The sequence below is a fragment of the Pseudomonas sp. RW407 genome (genome assembly GCF_003176655.1).
In the GTDB taxonomy this organism is placed as follows: Bacteria; Pseudomonadota; Gammaproteobacteria; order Pseudomonadales; family Pseudomonadaceae; genus Pseudomonas; species Pseudomonas delhiensis.
On the sequence record NZ_QGSL01000088.1, the window covers coordinates 329,352 to 348,919 of the forward strand.

General features: G+C 55.4%; 11 protein-coding genes. All 11 read left to right on the forward strand.

What is annotated here, in order from left to right; translation table 11 throughout:
- Positions 1 to 39 precede the first annotated feature (39 nt).
- The 11 genes from DK254_RS08100 to brxL all read left to right on the forward strand — a co-directional run bounded on the left by DK254_RS08100 (position 40) and on the right by brxL (position 19,489).
- Positions 40 to 885, forward strand: coding sequence for a hypothetical protein (locus DK254_RS08100; RefSeq protein ID WP_109933360.1), 846 nt, complete (start codon positions 40 to 42; stop codon positions 883 to 885).
- 928 nt (positions 886 to 1,813) lie between these two features.
- Positions 1,814 to 2,593, forward strand: a complete 780-nt coding sequence (locus DK254_RS08105; RefSeq protein ID WP_109933361.1) for a hypothetical protein — start codon at positions 1,814 to 1,816, stop codon at positions 2,591 to 2,593.
- Complete coding sequence (locus DK254_RS08110) at positions 2,586 to 3,131, forward strand: DUF1788 domain-containing protein (RefSeq protein WP_109933362.1); 546 nt, start codon at positions 2,586 to 2,588, stop codon at positions 3,129 to 3,131. Before DK254_RS08105 ends, DK254_RS08110 begins: the two co-directional genes overlap by 8 nt.
- 23 nt (positions 3,132 to 3,154) lie before the next feature.
- The gene (gene brxC, locus DK254_RS08115; RefSeq protein WP_109933363.1) at positions 3,155 to 6,619 is read left to right on the forward strand and encodes a BREX system P-loop protein BrxC; all 3,465 of its coding nucleotides are present in this window, start codon (positions 3,155 to 3,157) and stop codon (positions 6,617 to 6,619) included.
- A gap of 158 nt (positions 6,620 to 6,777) precedes the next feature.
- On the forward strand, positions 6,778 to 10,083 hold the full coding sequence (locus tag DK254_RS08120; protein ID WP_109933364.1) for an Eco57I restriction-modification methylase domain-containing protein: 3,306 nt from the start codon (positions 6,778 to 6,780) through the stop codon (positions 10,081 to 10,083).
- Positions 10,084 to 10,140: 57 nt separating this feature from the next.
- Positions 10,141 to 10,653, forward strand: a complete 513-nt coding sequence (locus DK254_RS08125; protein ID WP_109933365.1) for an SMI1/KNR4 family protein — start codon at positions 10,141 to 10,143, stop codon at positions 10,651 to 10,653.
- A gap of 8 nt (positions 10,654 to 10,661) precedes the next feature.
- Positions 10,662 to 12,329 carry a hypothetical protein gene (locus DK254_RS08130; RefSeq protein ID WP_109933366.1) on the forward strand — a complete coding sequence of 556 codons (1,668 nt, stop codon included), beginning with the start codon at positions 10,662 to 10,664 and terminating at the stop codon, positions 12,327 to 12,329.
- Positions 12,274 to 13,287 (forward strand): hypothetical protein, encoded by a 1,014-nt coding sequence (locus tag DK254_RS33750; RefSeq protein ID WP_146219582.1) that lies wholly within the window; start codon positions 12,274 to 12,276, stop codon positions 13,285 to 13,287. The genes DK254_RS08130 and DK254_RS33750 overlap by 56 nt, the downstream gene beginning before the upstream one ends.
- 119 nt (positions 13,288 to 13,406) lie before the next feature.
- Positions 13,407 to 15,080, forward strand: a complete 1,674-nt coding sequence (locus DK254_RS08140) for a DUF262 domain-containing protein (protein ID WP_109933368.1) — start codon at positions 13,407 to 13,409, stop codon at positions 15,078 to 15,080.
- 39 nt (positions 15,081 to 15,119) lie between these two features.
- The gene (pglZ, locus tag DK254_RS08145; RefSeq protein WP_109933369.1) at positions 15,120 to 17,441 is read left to right on the forward strand and encodes a BREX-1 system phosphatase PglZ type B; all 2,322 of its coding nucleotides are present in this window, start codon (positions 15,120 to 15,122) and stop codon (positions 17,439 to 17,441) included.
- Positions 17,438 to 19,489 (forward strand): protease Lon-related BREX system protein BrxL, encoded by a 2,052-nt coding sequence (gene brxL, locus DK254_RS08150; RefSeq protein ID WP_218281407.1) that lies wholly within the window; start codon positions 17,438 to 17,440, stop codon positions 19,487 to 19,489. The genes pglZ and brxL overlap by 4 nt, the downstream gene beginning before the upstream one ends.
- Positions 19,490 to 19,568: the final 79 nt, after the last annotated feature.

Here is a 19,568-nt window from a genome sequence, read left to right on the forward strand (position 1 = left end):
GGCGAGCGGCTTTTTTGGCAGCAGTCATCTGGAGTGTGAATGCAATCTGTTACCTACCGCCTTGATCAGAGTCCCGTGACGCCATTTCAGTACCAGCAGGATGTCGAGAAGTTCGCGGGTAACATCGAGTGTTCAGAGTGCGAGGCCAGTGCGTGGTTTGTCAGAGGCTCATTCAGTGGTGGCCGGGAGCGTGTTGCTTGCTTCGCCGCGCACCACCTAGGGGGTTGCCAGATCAAGACAGTGGTACTGGTCGTTGATGACGAAGGGGCTGAGCCAGATGAAGGTACAGATACTACTCGCATCAATGTCGATCTAGATAAGCGCAAGCCTCAAGACATCTTGGTGCCAGAACCCAGGGAGCGGCAGCCAGTCGATTCTCCATGGGGCGTGCTGCAGCGGAAATACGCAAACGCAGCAGACTACCCGATCAACAAATCACTCCGGCAGATCCTGTCGTGCCTGATCAAGAACTCGGACTACCCAGAGGATGATGTTTCGATCCGGATCACGACCGACGGTGGTCGTGTCGCTTTGGAGGGGGAGGTCCGTAAGTTGCTCTCCCATCAGCGACAGCTTGCTGACATCGAACTAGGTACGGTTCGCTTGTTCTGGGGGCTGGTCACCAACGTCAACCGGAAGGATGGGGAAGTTTGGTTGAACTGTGGTGATTACCGCACCGAACCAAGCCTGCTGGTCAGAGATGAACACCTTGAGGCGGAGATGCTAAAGGCGTTCCGCCTCAAGAGTTTGGATGAGCTTGAGGGCGCTTATTTCCTTGTCATGGGATGGCTCGCTGGCTCAGAGCGCAAGCCAATCATCAACTTCGGCTTTGCGAAGTACATTGCCTTCGTTAAGTACCGCGTCAAGCATGACGAAGAGGCTTGAGCCCTGACAGGCCAGCTTCTTCGGCTCCGTTCGCCAGTAACTGCCCGGAAACGGCAAAGTCCTGGATTGGGTCGCGCTCTGCACCACTCCACGATCAGATCACAGGTGTTACTGCGCTAGCGCGCCACGCAATGACAGTTCCTTTCTTTCGCAACCTGGAGAGACCTCAACACCTCTACCGGGTTGAACTGAACGCGTCATTAATCTGGACGTGTTCCCAGAGGTTTTGCCCGGCTCTTGGCCGGAAGCATTCCCAAGCGCTGCCAACCTGCCTGAAAACTTGACCTGTATGAAAGCCCATTATTGGTGTGCCTAGTTGGGCGACATATCCTGCAGCTATGTCCACTTGATGGAGCTACTTGCAGGGATGCCTAGCTCAAACAGGATGGGTTGTCACAACGCAGAGGGGACGGGCAATGGAGTACACCACACATGCCATACAACGATGCAGTCAACGCGGTATTCGGCAGCAGCAGGTCCAGTGGCTTCTCGATTTTGGATGCCATACCTGGAATCGTGGAGCGCAGGTGTACTTCTTCGACCGAGCGCGCTTGAAGTGGCTGTTACTCAAGCTCTCCTCGGCTGAACGGCAGCTGGCCGAGAAGGCCCAGAACGTCTATGTGGTTGTGGTAGATGGCGCAGTGGTGACTGTTGGGCACAGAAGCCCTGACTTCTGCGTCAGCAAGCCTGGCGCTCACTACCGTCGACGTCGACCGATGCGCCAAGCAGCTTGAGCCGCTGCAGATGACAATTCCTGGCTGATTAGGCAGGATGCGGGTTAATGTCGAACTGATATCAAGCTTGACGATTAACGGATTGAAGCAAGACCAACATTGGATAGTCAGAGATAATGGCAGCTTTGCAGATCATTCCCTCCCTCAACGCCCGCTCAGCGGGGGCTGTGAGCTGGGATCCCACAAGTGATGCCATGACTAACCGACAGTCTTTGATCAATTTCGGCTTCAAGTTCGGCAGAAGCGGGGCGCATGACTCCCGCACCATGATGTTGCCGGAGTTGCGCGGCCTTTTCGCTTGCACGCAGTCCAGCGATGGTCGCCCGCAGTATCGTGAGCAAATCACGGAGCTGAACTGCCTGGACAAGCCCACCAGCCGAGCGCGCAAGCTGACGGCTGAGCACCTGGTCGATCTCTACGGCCTGTCACCCGATATCCCGCTGTTTCGCGTTTTTCGCCAGCTTTGGGATGTGCGCGCAGAGGCGCAGCCATTGCTCGCGCTTCAACTCGCTGCAGCTCGTGATCCTCTGTTTCGTGTGTCTGTACCGCTGATGTTGGAGCTGCAGCCTGGTGAGCCCCTGCAGCGTGAACAAACTGAGGCGGTTTTGGCTGCTCAAGATCCCAATCGTTTCAGTCCCGCGTCGCTCAAGTCCTACGCCCAAAACATCAACGGCAGCTGGACTCAGGCTGGATTTCTGTGTGGCCGCATCAAGAAGAGTAGGGCGCAGCCGCAGGTGACCGAGGTGAACGTCGCCTATGCCCTGTTCCAGGCCTATCTCAACGGTCTGAGCGGGCAGCGCCTGTTCTCCAGTGAATGGTGCAAGCTGCTGGATTGCCGCCTTGAGCGGCTGACAGAGCTTGCACGTACGGCGTCCTTGCGCGGGCTGCTCACATTCAAACAATCGGGTGAGGTCATTGAGGTCGGTTTCCCTGACTTCCTCACCGCAACTGAGAAGGCCTGGCTCCATGAGTAGTCGCCTCAACAAGCTCATCAAAAACTACGCTCGCCATGTCAGTTTGCCTTGGCAGGCAGGGCTAGCAGATGAACAGCGCGTCCTGTTCGCCGTTTATCACAAGGAAGACGAGCTCAAGATTCGTGCGCGAATCGAAGAGTTCAAAGTGGCCACGGAAGGCGCAGGCCACCCCTGGCTGGCGTTGGATATCACCAATGCATTTCCCGAGTGGATGGCCGCAGAAGAGTACCGGGATGCCTATTTCAATGACCCCAGCGACCTGATCGGCAACTACCCCGATTTCATCCAGGACCTCCTGGATCGACTGGAGCAGCAGCTGGGCGATCAAGCCAACGAGAATACCCTTGTAGCGCTGATTGGTAGCGGTACTTTGTTCGGCTTTGGCTCGGTTGCAGGTTTCGTTAAAGCCCTCTCTGCTCATGTGCCTGGAAGGCTGCTGGTGCTTTTTCCGGGTGAGTACATCGACAACGCCTATCGCTTATTGGACGCCCGCGACGGCTGGGGTTACCACGCCACGCCGCTGACGGCTGACAACTGACTGTTTAGCTTTAAGGGACTGACATGCTTAACCGCGAAATCTACCTGAACGATCCGCTGGAAAACCGCCTGGCCAACAACGGTGTCGCCGAGGTAAAGGACGATCTGTCCGAGCAGGCGCTTAACACCCTTCACTACGAGCTCAAGACCTTTGTCTGCGAGGGTGAGTACCAAGCCGGTATGGAGAAGATTTTGTCCACCTACCTGCGCAATTTGGGAAGCAACCATGAGCAGCCAGGCGTATGGATCAGCGGTTTCTTCGGTTCTGGTAAATCGCACATGGCCAAGATGCTGCGCACCCTCTGGGTCGATCAGTCTTTCCCGGATGGATTGACTGCGCGTCATATTGCCGATCTGCCTGAGAACGTTGCGCATGCGTTCAAGGAGCTGACCATTCAATCGCGCCGCTACGGTGGCCTGCATGCTGCGTCCGGTACGCTTGGCGCAGGTGCAAACAACAATGTGCGTCTGGCGCTGTTAGGCATCATCTTCAAGTCTGCGGGGCTGCCAGAGCAGTACCACCAGGCGCGATTTGTCCTCTGGCTGAAAGAGCAAGGCTATTTCAATACCGTTAAGCAGGCGGTTGAGGACGCCGGCAAGCCCTGGGAGCGTGAACTGAGCAAACTGTACGTCTCGCCGCTGATTGCCAATGCCTTGCTCAAGGCCTACCCGGACATGGCCAGCGACGCTCAGGGCGTGCATCAACTGCTTAAGGGCCAGTTCCCGACAGTCACGGATGTGACCAACGACCAAATGGTCCAGGCCATCGCCGATGCGCTGGACCGCGAAGGCCAATTCCCGTTGACCCTGGTTGTGCTCGACGAAGTCCAGCAATACGTGGGTAACGATGTAGACCGTGCGCACATGGTGCAGGAGGTCGTTGAAACGTGCTGTAAGCACTCGGCTTTCAGCAACCGTTTGCTGTTCATTGCAACAGGTCAGAACGCTTTGTCTGGGATGCCAAACCTGCAGCGCTTGATGGGCCGTTTCCAGATTCCCATCATGCTCAGTGATACCGATGTCGAGTCGGTCATCCGCAAGGTCATTCTGCATAAGGTCGAGACCGCCCGTGCTGGGCTGCAGGCACTTCTGGCCAAGCACCTGGGCGAGATTTCCCGTCATCTGCGCGGCACCAAAGTGGAGTATCACCAGGATGACGAGAAAGTCATGCTGGCCGACTACCCGCTGTTGCCCGTTCGCCGCCGTTTCTGGGAGAAGGTGCTGCGCATTGTCGACACCACCGGTACTGTCTCTCAGCTGCGTAACCAGCTTAAGGTCATTCACGAGGCGGCCAAGGCCACGGCCGAGAAGGAACTGGGCAACATTGTGCCTGGCGACTTCATCTATCAGCAGATCGCGCCCAATCTGTTGCAGACCGGCGTCATATCCAAGGAGGACTATGAGCGCATTGCCGAGCTGTCTGCTGGAAATGACGACCAGCAACTGCAGTCGCGGCTGCTCTCGTTGATCCTGTTGATTGGCAAGCTGCCTACGGACTCAATTTCCGACTGTGGCGTACGTGCCACCGCCGACATGCTGGCCGACCTCTTGGTAGACAACCTCAACCAGGGCAAAGACGAGCTGCGTGCGCGCATCCCGATTCAACTGGAGGCGATGGCTAAAAATGGTCAACTGATGGCCATGGAAACCGGCGCCGGCGTCGAGTACCGCCTACAAACCCAAGAAAGCGCACAGTGGTACGACACCTTCCGCCAGCAGGAGGCCGACCTGCGAGGGAACATGCAGCGTGTCGAGAATTTCCGGATCGACCTGTTGCACAAGCAGATCAAGTCCGAGCTCGCCAAAGTTCGTGTCACCCAGGGCACCTGTAAAGAAAACCGCCAGGTGATCGCCTGCTTCGATGCAGAAGTGCCCAAAGACGCCAGCCAGAAAATCTACCTGTGGGTACAGGATGGCTGGAGTCTGAACGAATCATCCTTCCTGGCAGAGGCGCGTAAAGCCAACCCGGATCTGCCGACGCTTTACCTCTATATCCCAGCGCGTAACCGTTCCGAGTTGAACAACGCCATCATCCACCAAGAAGCCGCCGATGCGACCCTAAGCCTGCGGGGTATGCCCAATACCGAAGCGGGAAAAGATGCCCGCAAGGCTATGGAAACTCGCCAGCGCGATGCGCAGAAGCAGGTCGATCAGCTCCTCAAGGAAATCCTCTCCGGTGTGCAGGTGCTTCAGGCTGGCGGTGCGGAAGTAGATGGCAACAGCATTGCAGAGCGGATTCAAACCGCTGCACAAGCCTCTGTGGTGCGCCTGTACCGTGAATTCGATATGGCCGATAGTCCGCATTGGGCCAAGGTCTATGATCGTGCCCGAAAGGACGGCGGCCAGAACGCACTGGAGGCCGTTGGTTTTAGTGGCGATACGGAAAAGCACCCAGTCTGCGCCACCCTCCTGCGCTACATCGGCGCCTCCAAGAAGGGCAACGAGATTCGCGACCAGTTTGCAGCCGCCCCATACGGCTGGCAGCAGGACACTATTGATGGTGCGCTGTTCGCGTTGGTCGCAGCGGGCGTACTGCGCGCCACCGATGCCAGCGGCAATGCCTTGACGGCGCAAACGTTGGAGCGTCAGAAGCTCACGCAAAGCACCTTCCGCCCGGAAACCGTGACGATCCGTCCGGTGGACCTGATCAAGATCCGTGGCCTGATCAGCTCCTTGGGTATCGACTGCCCTCCAGGTGAAGAGCAGGCCCGTTTGCCCGCACTGATCAACCTGGCCCGTGAGCTGCACCAGGCTGCAGGCGGCGATTCCCCCGCTCCTGCGCGCCCAGACGCCAGCCTGATCGATGAGATCGCCAAGGAGAGTGGCAATACCCAGCTCAAGCTGGTGCTTGACCACAAAGACGCGATCAAGCCACTACTCGACGCCTGGCGCGGTCTGGGCGAACAGCTGCGCGCCCGCCGTAGCGACTGGGACCTGCTGCAAACCCTGCTGCGTCTCAGCAAGGGGCTGGCCTTCCACGAAAAGCTCAATGGCGAAGTTGATGCCATCAAGAGCAATCGCAGCCTGTTGGCCGAACCCAATCCCCTCGAGAGTTTGATCAGCACCACCGTCAGCCAGTTGCGTGAGGCGATCAACCACCACTTCCGCGCCTTCCAAACTGAATACCAAAAGCGCCACGCTGAGCTGGCAGCAGATAGCCACTGGCAGCAGCTCTCTGCTGCTCAGCAGAATGAGCTGCTTACCCGCCGCGGCCTGGTTGAGCCCGAAGCACTTAGCCTCGGCAGCCGCGAAGAAGTCATCGACAGTCTGGAAACCACCAGCCTCGATCAGTGGAGTGACCGTAAGGATGGCTTGGCCGCAAAGTTTGAAAGCGCCCGACAGGAAGCGGTCAAGCTGCTGCAACCCAAGGTTCAGCATGTCAGCTTGCCTAAGCGCACCTTCGAAAACGAAGCGCAGCTACGTCAATGGTTGACGGAGATCGAGGCTCAGCTGCTGGCCAAGCTTGCGGAAGGCCCCGTGATGGTCTGATTACGCCCGCAGCATAGTGGCTCGTAGGGTGGGTTAGCCGCAGCGCGGCGTAACCCACCAAAGCGGTACCAACAAAATGAATACATGACTTCTCGCCTGCGCTTTGATGCGGCAGGCCGATTGATTACCCCAGCACTGGCTGTGGCAAGGACGTACCTATGCGCGAGTTCCTCGACAAAAAACTTCGCAAACAATTGGAAACCACCGTCATCAAGGCGCGCGATATCGCCGAACAGGCCGCGCAAGAGGCACTTACCCGACTCAGCGTTGGCGACGCCAGCCCGGCCAGTTACCTGGATGACGAGCAGCGCGCACTGCGCAACCGCCTACGTGCCCATGGTCGCCAGCTGGGGGATCTGCGTGATGCCCGTACCGGCCAGCAGGAAACCCAGCGCCTTTGCGTGGAAATTGCCTACGAGCATTGGCACCGCATGCTGTTCGCGCGCTTCCTGGAGCAAAACCAGCTGCTGATGTACGACCCGCATACCGCACTTACTCTGGAAGAGTGCCAGGAACTGGCGGCGGATGAAGGCTGCGCCAATGGCTGGGAGCTGGCCGGGAAGCTGGCCTCGCGCATGCTGCCTCAGGTGTTTCGTGCCGGCTCGCCAGCTCTGGCCGTACCCCTAGCCTTTAACCATGTGCGTGCGCTGGAAAAGCTGATTGCCGATCTGGACAAGGCCATTTTCCAGGCTGCCGATAGCCTGGGCTGGGTTTACCAATACTGGCAATCCAAGAAAAAGGATGAAGTGAACGCCTCGGGCGTGAAGATCGGTGCCGACGAGTTGTCGCCTGTGACCCAGCTGTTTACCGAGCCCTACATGGTCCAGTTCCTGCTGGATAACAGTCTGGGTGCCTGGTGGGTCACCCATTATCCGCAACATCGTGAGCTGTTGCCACTTACCTACCTGCGCACCGTACCAGCTCCCGCAGGGGCAGACTCATCCGCGACTACTGCTGGCGCGCAAGTTCCCGCAGCGGGCACCTTTGATGGATGGCCGCAGCACCTGGCGCAGTTCAAGATGCTGGATCCATGCTGCGGCTCGGGCCATTTCTTGGTGGCCACCTTGCTGATGCTCGTGCCGATGAGGATGGTGGCCGAAGGCCTGTCTGCTGATCAGGCCATTGACGCGGTGATTAGCCAGAACCTTCATGGTCTGGAGCTGGATCAACGCTGCGTCGAGCTTGCCGCCTTTGCCGTTGCTCTTGAAGCCTGGCGCTATCCAGGTGCCGGTGGTTATCGCAGTCTGCCGACGCTGAATATCGCTTGCGTGGGGCAGCGGATTCAGACGCCACGTGACCAGTGGCTGGCGCTGGCCGCTGACAATCCTGAGCTGAAGGCAGGGATGGCTCGTCTTTACGACACTTTCCGTGATGCGCCGGTTCTGGGCTCGCTAATTGATCCGGCTCGTAGTCTAAAGGGAGATTTGTTCACGGCTGATTGGAGCCGTGTACAACCTCTACTGAGCAAGGCGCTCGCGGTGGGTGAAGCGGGCGAGGAAGATCTGCACGAGGCGGCGATTACCGCACAAGGTTTGGCTCGTGCAGCTGAACTGCTTGGTCAGCACTATCAGTTGATAGTTACTAATGTGCCCTATCTTGCCCGTGGTAAGCAGTCAGAGACGCTTAGGGAGTTTAGCGAGCGCTATTTCGACCTGGCAAAAAGTGATCTTGCCAACGTCTTCCTTGAGCGCTGTTTGGCATTGGCGGCTCATAAAGGCACTGTGCAGATCGTGATGCCGCAGAATTGGTTGTTCCTAGGTCGTTACAAAAAACAACGAGAGCTTCTTTTAAAGAAAGTTTCTTGGAGTTTAATTGCTCGGCTTGGTTCTGGCGCTTTTGACGCAATTAGTGGCGAAGTCGTAAATGTCATATTGCTCACTCTTGATGTGGTCGCGCCGGATTCGGGATTTATGCTAAACGGCCTAGATGCGAGTGTTCCCAGAACACCTCAAGAAAAGGCAGAGCAATTAAAGAGGTTGCCAGTTGTTAGGGTCGATCAGGGATCGCAGTTAGGCAATCCCGACTCTAGAGTTGTGCTGGATGAAACCTCCACGGGGGTTACTCTTCTGGGGGACTATGCAATTTCAATGAGAGGAATTGTCTCAGGGGATAATGAGAGATGGGTTCGTTGCTTCTGGGAGGCTCAAGAGCTTTCGGGGAGGTGGAAATATCAGCAAAGTGTTCCCCAGGAAGGCGCTCTATTTTCTGGAAAAGAGCATGTTATTGACTGGGGGATGGAAGGGCGAGGGATGCTTAGGCCTGGGACGGAGAACCAGGCTTACGGGAGAAAAGGTGTTGCTATTGGGCAGATGAAAAACCTACCTGCAACCATGTATTGCGGTGCTCTTTACGATAATAATACTGGGGTTATTGTTCCAAATGATGGCTCCGATTTGGCCGCCATTTGGTGCTATTGCTCATCCTCTGAGTTTAATGGTGAGGTTCGGCGAATTGATCAAAAGCTGAATGTTACTAATGCGACCCTGATCAAGGTGCCTTTCGATGCTAACCATTGGCGTCAGCAAGCTCTTGAGCAGTTCCCCAATGGTTTGCCAAAACCCTATTCCGACGATCCTACCCAATGGATTTTCCATGGCCATCCGCAGCCCGCTACTGAGCCTCTGCAGGTCGCCGTCGCACGCCTGCTTGATTACCACTGGTCGGCAGAATCGGATGCCGAGATGGAGCTATCCGACGAGGCCCGTGCCTGGATTAGCCGTAGCGCCGCCCTGAATGCGTTGGCTGATGACGATGGCATCGTCTGCCTATCGCCTCTGCGCGGTGAGAAGGCGGCTGCTGATCGTCTGGAAAGTCTGCTGCACGCGGCGTTCGGTGCGGATTGGACGCCACAGCGTCGCAACCAGCTATTAGAGCAGGTCGGTGCCAAAAGCCTGGATGCCTGGCTGCGTGAAAAATTCTTCGAACAGCACTGCAAGCTGTTCCATCACTGTCCCTTTATCTGGCAGGTCTGGGATGGCCTCAAGGACGGCTTTAGCGCCTTGGTCAATTACCACAAACTCGACCGCAACAACCTGGAAAGGCTGATCTATACCTACTTGGACACTTGGATTAGCAACCAACAGCGTGCAGCGAGTGAGGGCGCGGACGGTGCTGACGCACGCCTCGCGGCAGCACAGGATCTGAAAGCCCGTCTGGTCCGCATTCTTGAAGGCGAAGCCCCTTACGACATCTTCGTACGCTGGAAGCCACTAGAGCAGCAACCCATTGGCTGGAACCCCGACCTCAACGACGGTGTGCGCCTCAACATCCGCCCCTTTATTACCGCCGAGGTCCTGCGCCACAACAAAAAGCCCAAACTCAATATCGAGTGGAAGAAAGATCGCGGCAACGATGTCCCCAGCGCCCCCTGGTACACCCTGGGCCTTGAATACGGCGAAAAAGAAGGCGCCCGCATCAACGACCACCACTTGACCCTGGCCGAGAAAAAAGCCGCACAAAAATAAAACTGCAGCCCTGCCAGCTTTCGACTGGCAGGGCTTATGCACCGCAGGAGGCGAGACATGAAGCAGCTTTGGCAGCAACTGGAAAACCACCTAAGCACTCACAACCCCGAGCTGCTTGCAGACCTTAACCCCCCGGCCACCGACGCCCAGATTCGTGAGCTCGAAAAGGCGATAGGCGTGCAATTGCCTGCAGATTTTGTCGCCTGCCTGAAAGTACACAATGGGCAGAAGGGCAAAGCGGATTGGCTTTTTGAGGGGCACGAGTTTCTGTCGATAGAGAAAATACTGATGGACTGGGCGGTCTTGAATCGGCTGCTTATAGGTGGTGACTTCGATGGAGAGGCGGCAAAACCTGATCCTGAAGTGATAGCCGAATGGTGGAGCCCAAGCTGGGTTCCAGTTACCTCAAATGGCGGTGGCGACCATTTCTGCTTGGACCTTGCGCCATCCCCAAAGGGAACGCCTGGCCAAGTCATCAAGTACTCAGGTGAATTGCCTTCTAGGCGCTTGAGGGCTTCAAGTTTCTCTGAATGGTTTGAGTCGTTTGTGAAGGCTAAGGTCGGCTACTGAGGTGCAACATGGAAAAAACTCTTACCGAGCTGCGCGAGGAGCGTCTGCAAAAATTATTCGCTGATTGTCAGCAGCAAGTACTTGGGCAGATCATCGGACCCTTCGGCCTGTCCATGGCCATGTTTGAGGACAAGAATGGCGGCAATGTCACGACGTTGCGTAATTTCTCTCGTGATGATGACGCCTATGTCGCTACGGAGTCAGACAAGGCACTTCATGCTCACTCAAAAATTGAGTATGACGAAGATGTGAGGTCTCTATACGAGATCGATACGCAGAAAAAGGCAGATACTGCGGGCGGTAAAACTTGGGAAAAAAAGCGCGACGAAAAAATAAAGCAGGGTGTGGACGAATATACCGGTGCAGCTGTTTCTTCAGATGGGAAGATTACCCTTAAGAGTGGTGAGGTCGTAAATGCTGAACTCGACCATGTTGTGTCGATTGGCGAAACCCACCGTACTGCGAAGAATCATCTTGCGCTAGGTAAGGTTGTTGCCGATCCCGCAACAGGTGAGCAGGTGGTTGACACTTCTCGCATTCGAGAAATGGTTAATCACGATGACAATCTGGCTCTGACTAATAAACCGGCCAACGGTTCTAAGAAGGCTCATGACCTGAAGGAGTGGGCTGGTAAGGAGCGGGCTGATGGCACGACTAACGCAGAAGAGTTTGGATTAGACGATAGGCTGGTTGATGAGGCCTATTCGAAGGCTAGGGCTCATGTCGAGAGCACGGCAAATAATGCTCTTCTCAAGAAACAAGCAACAGAGCTGCTTCAAACCGGCGGCAAGCAGGCTGCTCTGATGGGGCTCAGACAGTCGCTAGGGCTGCTGTTGACCGAACTTGTCAATGGTCTGTTTAACGAATTTAAAGTACTGATTAAAGCCGGTGTAGAGGCCGGCAAGACACTGTTTGAGGAAATCAAGGAGCGGCTCCAGCGTGTGATCGCCTCTGTGGTCAAAAAGATCCCTGCGGCTGCATCCCAAGCGATTCAGGGGGGTGTCAGTGGCTTTATGAGTAACCTGATCACCTTCCTGATCAATAACTTCCTGTCGACCGCAAAGCGCTTCGTCACCATCATCCGTGAGGGGCTGCTGGGCCTGGTCAAAGCGTTCAAGATGATCATGTTCCCGCCTAAAGGCATGACATCGAGCGAGGCATTACAGGAGGGCCTGAAGATACTGACGCTGGTTATCGTTACCAGTGTCGGCTTTATGCTGCAGGAAAGTGTGGCGACCTTTCTTAAGACCCTGCCCTTCCTTATCCCAGTAGCGGATGCGGTATCCGGCGTGTTGGTTGGCATCATGACTGGCCTGTTGTCTGCTTTCTTGGCATACCAGTTGGATAATCTCTTTGAGCGCTACCGTTATGCGTACGACGAGAAGCTGCTGGATGCAATTGCATCTGACGCAAAGCTATCCGAGAAATTAGCCAGCGATATGGTCAGCCAAGCAGAGGCCTCGTTGGCATCAATCGCAAAGTACGCCGAGTCGATAAAGAGTTACGAAAGAATAGGCGAGACGCTTGCTGCCGCCGGAATTGCCTCTCAGGCCACCGCGTTTAGCCTGGCTCAAGCCGTAGCAAATGCGAAGAATCAAGTGGCTGAGACGAATGAGATGATTGATTATCTCGACGATACTCAATCCATGCTGGACGATTTTTTTAAGAAAAGGTAGTTCTATGGGAAGTTTAGCGGGGAAGGAAGTCCAGATTGTTAATGCGCTATCGTCCGCGGATCTACCAGAAAATCTGATTGGCGATAGCTGTGTTAAAGAACTGATATCGGCAGTAGTTGATGCTCAGCAACAGGCAAGCGGTGCTGCAGATAGGTTGCAGTGGGCAAGAATGGCAAAGGCGAACCAGAATGCCATTAGCAACTGGTGGAACAATACCGAGGATCGAGTTAAGGATGCTCAGCTAAACCTCACTACGACAGTAGCAAATTTAAATCGCCATTCTTCACAGCTCTTGATCTTCAACACAGCAATATCCAAAGTTCTGTGTGACCAACAAGATCTGTTGTTGCGCCAACAGAAGATCCTTGAGCAACAAGCTGAGCAGCTTAAGCAGCAAAACTTGGACATCCTTGAGCAGCAGAAAGCCCTAGAAATCCAGCAGGCTGAAATTAGCAAAGCCAACCAGGGGCTCTTGGAAGCTAAAGGTGTCACTGCCGAGCAGGCACGCAACCTAGTTGGATGCGTGCAGAGAGTGGAGGCGACTGAGGAGCGAATCTCAGAGGTCAATCGCCAGCTCCTGGTTGCGATTGAGCAGCACCTTAGCCAGGTTCGTGATGAGCTCGGCACGTCCCAGGCGTCGGCCGTGAGCGCCCTTGAAGCGCGTGACAAGCAGCTTCTGCAGTTTATCCAGGATCAACAGCAAAAGCTTGCCAACCAGGCCTCGCTTCAGCAGGGGCTTGACGAGCGTTTGAAACAGCTAGAAGGCACGCTATCGCAACTGATTGAAGCGGCTGTAAACAAGCAGATGGCTGCACTTTCACAGCGCGCTGAAGCGATGGAGCTGCGTTTGAACGAGCAGGTTTTGCAGCATTCGGGACTGAGTAAGAAAATGATCATTGGCATGAGTTTGCTTGCCATGGCGTTGGCGGGAGTAGGTGCTGCAAGTTTTCTATTTTGAAATACGATGAGTCTTAGAGGGTGACCGGTCCGAGAAAATAGTTGTATCGAAGGTTGGTTTTAGCTAAATCCAAATTTTGACTTTTCCCAGCGAAGTTCGGGATGACTTGAGAGTTTTAGATGAGCAAAAAAATTAGTGGTGCCGAGTATCCGCTGTCAAAAATATTTAGCTCTGAATTCGACTATGTCATCCCGCCCTATCAGCGCCCATATGCCTGGACAAAAGATCAGGCGGGTGAGCTATTTGACGACCTCTATGATTTTTTTAGGAGTGAGGCCGAGGACAGTTACTTTTTAGGATCGATTGTCCTTATCAAGGATGAGGGCAAGCCCGCAGCTGAAGTGATTGATGGGCAGCAGCGTTTAACAACCCTAACAATTTTGCTCTCAACCCTGACGTCCCTGTTGGCCGGGGACAATCATTCCTCTTTCTACAGCTTTATTCGTGAGCCAGGGAACGTGGCGTTGAAGCTCAATCCCAAGCCTCGTTTGGCACTGCGTGAGAGGGATCGCGGCTTTTTTGCTCAGTATGTGCAAGCGCTTCAATTTGACGATCTGGTACAGATTGATCCTGCTCAACTTGAGAATGAATCGCAGCGTAATATACAGGGAAATGCTCGCCTGCTGAGGGACCGGCTTCAGGAAAAATTTCGAGCTGATGAGGCCGCTTTGGTGGACTTCGGCTCATTTCTGCTGATGCGCTGCTTTCTGGTTACCGTCACCACCCCAAGTCAACAGTCGGCCTTCAGGGTCTTCTCCGTTCTGAACAACCGAGGCTTGGATCTTCTACCGACAGACATCATTAAAGCGGAGGTTATCGGCAAGCTTCCGGAAGACAAGCGCGAAGCTTTCAACGACCGCTGGGAAGATCTCGAGGTTGCGACCGGCCGCGATGGCTTCAACGAGCTTTTTGGCCATATCCGGATGATTTATGCCCGCTTTAAGGCTCGGCGCATGCTACTTGAGGAGTTTAAGGATCATGTGCTTAGCCAGGTGACGTCCTCTGAGGCCCTGGTAGATGAGGTGGTTGCGCCTTACGCTGAGGCCTATTTGATCGCCAAGCAGTGCCAGTACGTCTCTACATCCTCGGCAGAAAAAATTAACGAGCTGTTCACTTGGCTGAACAGGATCGACAACTCAGACTGGTTACCAGTGGCGATTGCCTTCTTAGCTTGTAAAGGCAGCGATGCCGCGGCTGTGTTGGACTTCATTTCTCGGCTTGAACGGCTGGCAGCCTTCCTGCACCTGACTGCCAAGAATGTGAACCAGCGTATCGAGCGCTATGCCCTTGTGATCGAGGACATACTGAAAGGGGTTTATGTCGACCGTGTTGAGCTAACGCCTGCTGAGTGCGCTGAGATGTTGCAAGCGCTGGATGGTAACGTCTACGAGATGACCGCCCGACGTCGAAACTACTTGATCCTGCGCTTGGACTCGTTTGTATCCGCGATGGCGGCGAACTACACACCGAATGTCCTGACAATCGAGCACATCCTGCCTCAGACTGTCGATCCTACCAGCGAGTGGGCAGCCACTTGGCCGGACTCAGTTGTGCGGACGACATGGTTGCATCGTCTGGCGAACCTGGTGCCTCTGACGCGCGCTAGAAACTCTAAAGCCTTGAACTATGACTTTGCGAAGAAAAAGTCTGCGTATTTTGCGGGTAGCAGTGGTGTGACGCCGTATGCTTTGACAAGCCAAGTGTTGCACCAGCACGAGTGGACACCCAAGCAGGTTGAGGCGCGCCAGAAAGATCTATTGAAGGCGCTTTCTGACAGCTGGCGCTTGGCGTAGCTGATCAGGCATTTTCAGATTTTGATTGTGAGCTAATTGATGAACGTACTTGAGGCTTTGGCTGCGAGCCTTCGTGCTGCAGCGCAGTACAACGCCAGTTCGCAGGTTGCACCTACAGCGATCCTTTGGCCTGACAAAGATCGGGAGTGGTTGCCTGTGCTTGGCCAACTGCAAAGCGCTCTTCCAGAGCTTTTTTCGCTGGGGAGCTATAAGCCCGATCACCGTCAAGGCCCAGCCATATGGCTCAAGTGCGTAATCGCAGATGCGTTGCCTGAGATCTCTTTACCGGTCGGCCAAACCCCGATCATCTACTTGCCGGGTGTGAGTCGGCAGGATTTGCGGGCGATCACTGCGTGTCCTGTAGATCTACAACCATTGGCTGAGCTGCAGTATCGGGGCGTGCTGTGGAGCCAGGTGAACGCCAAGGACTGGACCGTCAATGCATTTCTGATTTCTCGCACTGGCGGCTTGGGGCTGGATGTTGCGCAGGACGCCAAAACCCAGACAGCAATGCTGCGCGCGCTTGAGCCCTTGCTCGATACTGATGTTTCACAGCTCCAAGGGCGTCGACTGGAGGCCAGTGACTTCAACCAGCTTCTCAGTACTGACAGTGTACGAGATGTGTTGACGTGGCTTTGTGACAGCAAGGGTGTGCAGGCCGGTTGGGCAGGAGCCCGTTGGGATGCCTTTGTCGGCATCTGTCATGGCGAATTTTTGGTCCACCCAGAGAAAGATGGCGATCTAGCCGCGGCAGAGAATCTTTGCGCCAGGTTGGGGCCCTGGGCGCGCGTCTGGGAGCGGTTCATTGAGAACACTGCTGCTTTTTCACGGCTGCCTGGCGTCTTGATGCGCTGCCAGCCAGATCTGGCAGCGGATGTCTCGACCTATCCGAGTTATAACCAGCAGCAGGAAAACGATCTGCTGGCGCAGCTGCGCTCGCTTTCCACGCGCGGTAGTAGTGAGCTGCGTAAAGGTCTCATCGATCTTGATGCTCACCACGGTGTGCGCAGGTCATGGGTGTGGGCGGAGATGGGGCTGGCTCCTGTTGCTCAGCTGCTCGAACCATTGGTGCTGATTGCTCAAACAGTTGGTGATAGTGGTCTTTCCGGCACCAGTCCCGAGGAAATGGCCGAGCATTATCGGAGTCATTACTGGGTCGTTGACGATGCTCAACTTCGAGCTCTGGCGATGGCAAGGGAGCCGTCCATGCAGTCGCTGGTGAGGGATATCCTCAACAGTCTGTATACGCCCTGGCTGCACGAGACAGCGCTGAACTTCCAGCAGCTGGTGAGAGCGAAAGGCTACCCTGGGAGCGACGGCGTTAACGAAGCTGTTGCTACCTATCAAACCTCCAGTGAGGTCGTTTTCTTTGTCGATGGACTGCGCTATGACGTAGCGCAGCGTTTGGCCAGTCGCCTACAAAGCTTGGGTGAGGTTAGACAGCGGTCAAACTGGGCTGCATTGCCTTCGGTGACGGCCACGGCTAAAGCTGCCGTCATGCCGATTCATCAGCAGGTAACGGGGCGCACAACCGATACTGATTTCCAGCCCAGCTTGAAAAGTGAGGACAAGCCGCTGAGCAGTCATTACTTCCGCAAGCTAATGGAGGAGGGCGGGTGGCAAGTTCTGGGGGCTGAGGAGAATGGTGATTCGCAAGGATTGGCCTGGGTGCAGACCGGCAATATCGATGAGGCAGGCCATACGGACAACCTGCGCCTGGCAGGTCGGATCGATTCCCTTCTTCAGGACGTGTATCTGCGAGTTGAGGAGCTACTTCAGGCCGGCTGGCGGAAAATCCGTATCGTCACGGATCACGGCTGGCTGCTGACACCGCAGCCGATGACTAAAGTTGATCTACCCAAGCACCTTGCTGAGGTGCGTTGGGCTCGCTGTGCTGAAATAAAAGGTACAGTTCAGACCAGCCTTCCCACCGTCAATTGGCACTGGAACCCTGAGCAGACCATTGCCGTAGCACCTGGAGCCAGTGCCTTCCTTGCTGGGCGTCATTACGATCACGGCGGGTTGAGTCTGCAGGAGTGTTTGACGCCCATCATCGAAGTGCTTAGTACGGCTACGCCATCGCTGAAACTCAGTGCCGCAGCTATCACAAAGGTTCAGTGGCTGGGCCTGACCTGTCGTGTCGAGGTACAAAGCACCGCTAATGATCTGAGTGTCGATTTGCGCAGCAGCCCTGCAGATCCAACAACCTCGCTTGTGCGCGCTAAAGGCCTTAAGGCCGGCAAATGCAGCCTGCCGGTGGAAGATGATGATCGGGTTGGGGATGCAGTGGTGGTGGTGGTTCTGGACAGCGCTGGGAACGTGCTCGCCAAGCAGGCAACCTTGGTTGGAGAAGAAGTGTGATCGAACTGGACATTCTTGACTCGAAAGCCGCGGCCGCGTTTGAGGGATATATCGTCCGCAAGGATCTGGTTAGGACATTTGCCAGGCAATTCCCGGTGCCGACCTATGTGGTCGAGTTTTTGCTGGGTCGATACTGCGCAAGCACCGATCCCGATGAAATCGAAGAAGGCATCGAGATCGTAGAGCGTCAGCTTTCTTCCCGGACCGTCAAGGCCGGCGAGGAGGAGCTGTTCAAGGCACGTGCTTACAAGAACGGCACGGTGAAGTTGATCGATCTTGTGAGTGCGCGCTTCAGTCAGAAAGACAACGGTTACCTCGCGAGCCTGCCTAGCGTTCAGCTCACGAACGTTCGCATCGCAGACAAGTTGGTGGACGATAACGAGCGTCTACTCACTGGTGGTTTCTATGCGGAAATCACGTTGGAATATGACCCCGCGATAGCGGAGGAGCGCGGTAATCCGTTTGGCGTGCAGGATCTGCGGCCCATTCAGCTTTCAAAGCGCGACGTGCTCGATACTCTTGGCGAGGCACGAAAGTCTTTCAGCAGTGGGGAGTGGAAGGACTTTCTGCTGAGATCCATCGGTCTTGAGCCTGAGAAGTTGGATGCCCGAGCTAAGGATGCGCTCCTGCTCCGTATGGTTCCGTTCGTTGAGCGGAACTACAACCTGGTTGAACTGGGGCCCCGCGGTACGGGTAAGAGCCATCTGTTTCAACAGGTCTCCCCCTATGCGCACCTGATATCAGGCGGCAAGGCAACAATTGCCAAGATGTTCGTCAATAACGCCAGCGGGCAGCGAGGTCTGGTGTGTCAGTATGACGTGGTGTGCTTTGACGAGATCAGCGGCATTTCCTTCGACTCGAAGGAAGGCATCAACATCATGAAAGGTTACATGGAGTCTGGCGAATTCAGCCGCGGCAAAGAGAGCATCCGTGCCGATGGCTCGTTGGTCTTTGTGGGAAATTTCGATGTAGACGTTGAGCACCAGCAGCGAGTGGGGCATCTGTTTGGGCCACTGCCTCAGGAAATGCGCGATGACACCGCCTGGATGGATCGGATTCACTGCTTCCTACCTGGCTGGGATGTGCCCAAGATGAATCGTGAGCTGACCACTGATCATTTCGGGTTAGTGAGCGACTTCTTCTCTGAGTGCCTGAGCCGTCTTCGCTACGAGAGTAGGGTCAGTGCGCTGCAGAACCGAGTCCATCTGGGCGGCGCTTTGAGCGGCCGAGATACCAATGCGGTGAACAAGACGGTGTCCGGCCTTCTCAAGCTGCTCTATCCCGATTCATCTCAGACGATTTCAGATGAAGACCTTGAGTGGGCAACGCGCCTCGCTCTTGAGGTGCGCCGTCGGGTCAAAGAGCAGCAGAAGCGTATCGGTTCTGCTGAGTTTCGAAACACCCACTTCAGCTACTTCATTGGTGATGACGGCGTCGAGAAGTTCGTTGCGACCCCTGAGCTGCGTGCGGATAACGAGATCGGGGATGACCCCCTAGAGCCTGGCCAGATCTGGACAATCAGTGAGGGCGGGGCAGAAATCGATGATAACGCGGGCCTGTACCGGATTGAGGTCAACGAAGGGCCAGGTTCTGGGGTGAAGATCCTCAATAATCCAGTGCCGCCAGCTTTCAAAGAGTCGGTCCGCTACGCAGAGCAAAACCTGTACGCTCGTGCCTCCCAACTGATTGGCGATCGCGATCCTCGCGCGCATGAGTTCACTGTGCAGTTACGTGCTTTTGACGCCGCCAAGCGCGGTTCCAAGCTCGGTGTAGCGGCTCTGATTGCAATGTGCAGCAGTCTGCTGAAAAAGTCTGTTCGGGGCGGGTTGATTGTGGTGGGCGAGATTAACCTGGGTGGCTCAATTGAGCCTGTGCTTAACCCGGTGAGCATCGCCGAATTAGCGGTCGAGAAAGGGGCTGGTGCGCTACTAATGCCGGTCACCTGCCGCCGTCAGCTCTATGACCTGTCTGATGACATGGCCACGAAGATTGACATTCAGTTTTATCAGGATGCTAGGGACGCGTTTTTGAAGGCGATTGTTGAGTAGGTTGTAAGTCAGTCGCATCCATGATTCTCGCCAGTTTGCCGAGCTCGATTGTGCTGTGGGCACTGGTAGGACTTTGTTG

Bases quoted from the DNA above. Each gene is read 5' to 3' on its own strand.
- DK254_RS08125 (WP_109933365.1), top strand. From the start codon at position 10,141: ATGAAGCAGCTTTGGCAGCAACTGGAAAACCACCTAAGCACTCACAAC.
- brxC (WP_109933363.1), top strand. From the start codon at position 3,155: ATGCTTAACCGCGAAATCTACCTGAACGATCCGCTGGAAAACCGCCTG.
- pglZ (WP_109933369.1), top strand. From the start codon at position 15,120: ATGAACGTACTTGAGGCTTTGGCTGCGAGCCTTCGTGCTGCAGCGCAG.
- DK254_RS08130 (WP_109933366.1), top strand. From the start codon at position 10,662: ATGGAAAAAACTCTTACCGAGCTGCGCGAGGAGCGTCTGCAAAAATTA.
- DK254_RS08110 (WP_109933362.1), top strand. From the start codon at position 2,586: ATGAGTAGTCGCCTCAACAAGCTCATCAAAAACTACGCTCGCCATGTC.
- DK254_RS08120 (WP_109933364.1), top strand. From the start codon at position 6,778: ATGCGCGAGTTCCTCGACAAAAAACTTCGCAAACAATTGGAAACCACC.
- DK254_RS08140 (WP_109933368.1), top strand. From the start codon at position 13,407: ATGAGCAAAAAAATTAGTGGTGCCGAGTATCCGCTGTCAAAAATATTT.
- DK254_RS08105 (WP_109933361.1), top strand. From the start codon at position 1,814: ATGACTAACCGACAGTCTTTGATCAATTTCGGCTTCAAGTTCGGCAGA.
- DK254_RS08100 (WP_109933360.1), top strand. From the start codon at position 40: ATGCAATCTGTTACCTACCGCCTTGATCAGAGTCCCGTGACGCCATTT.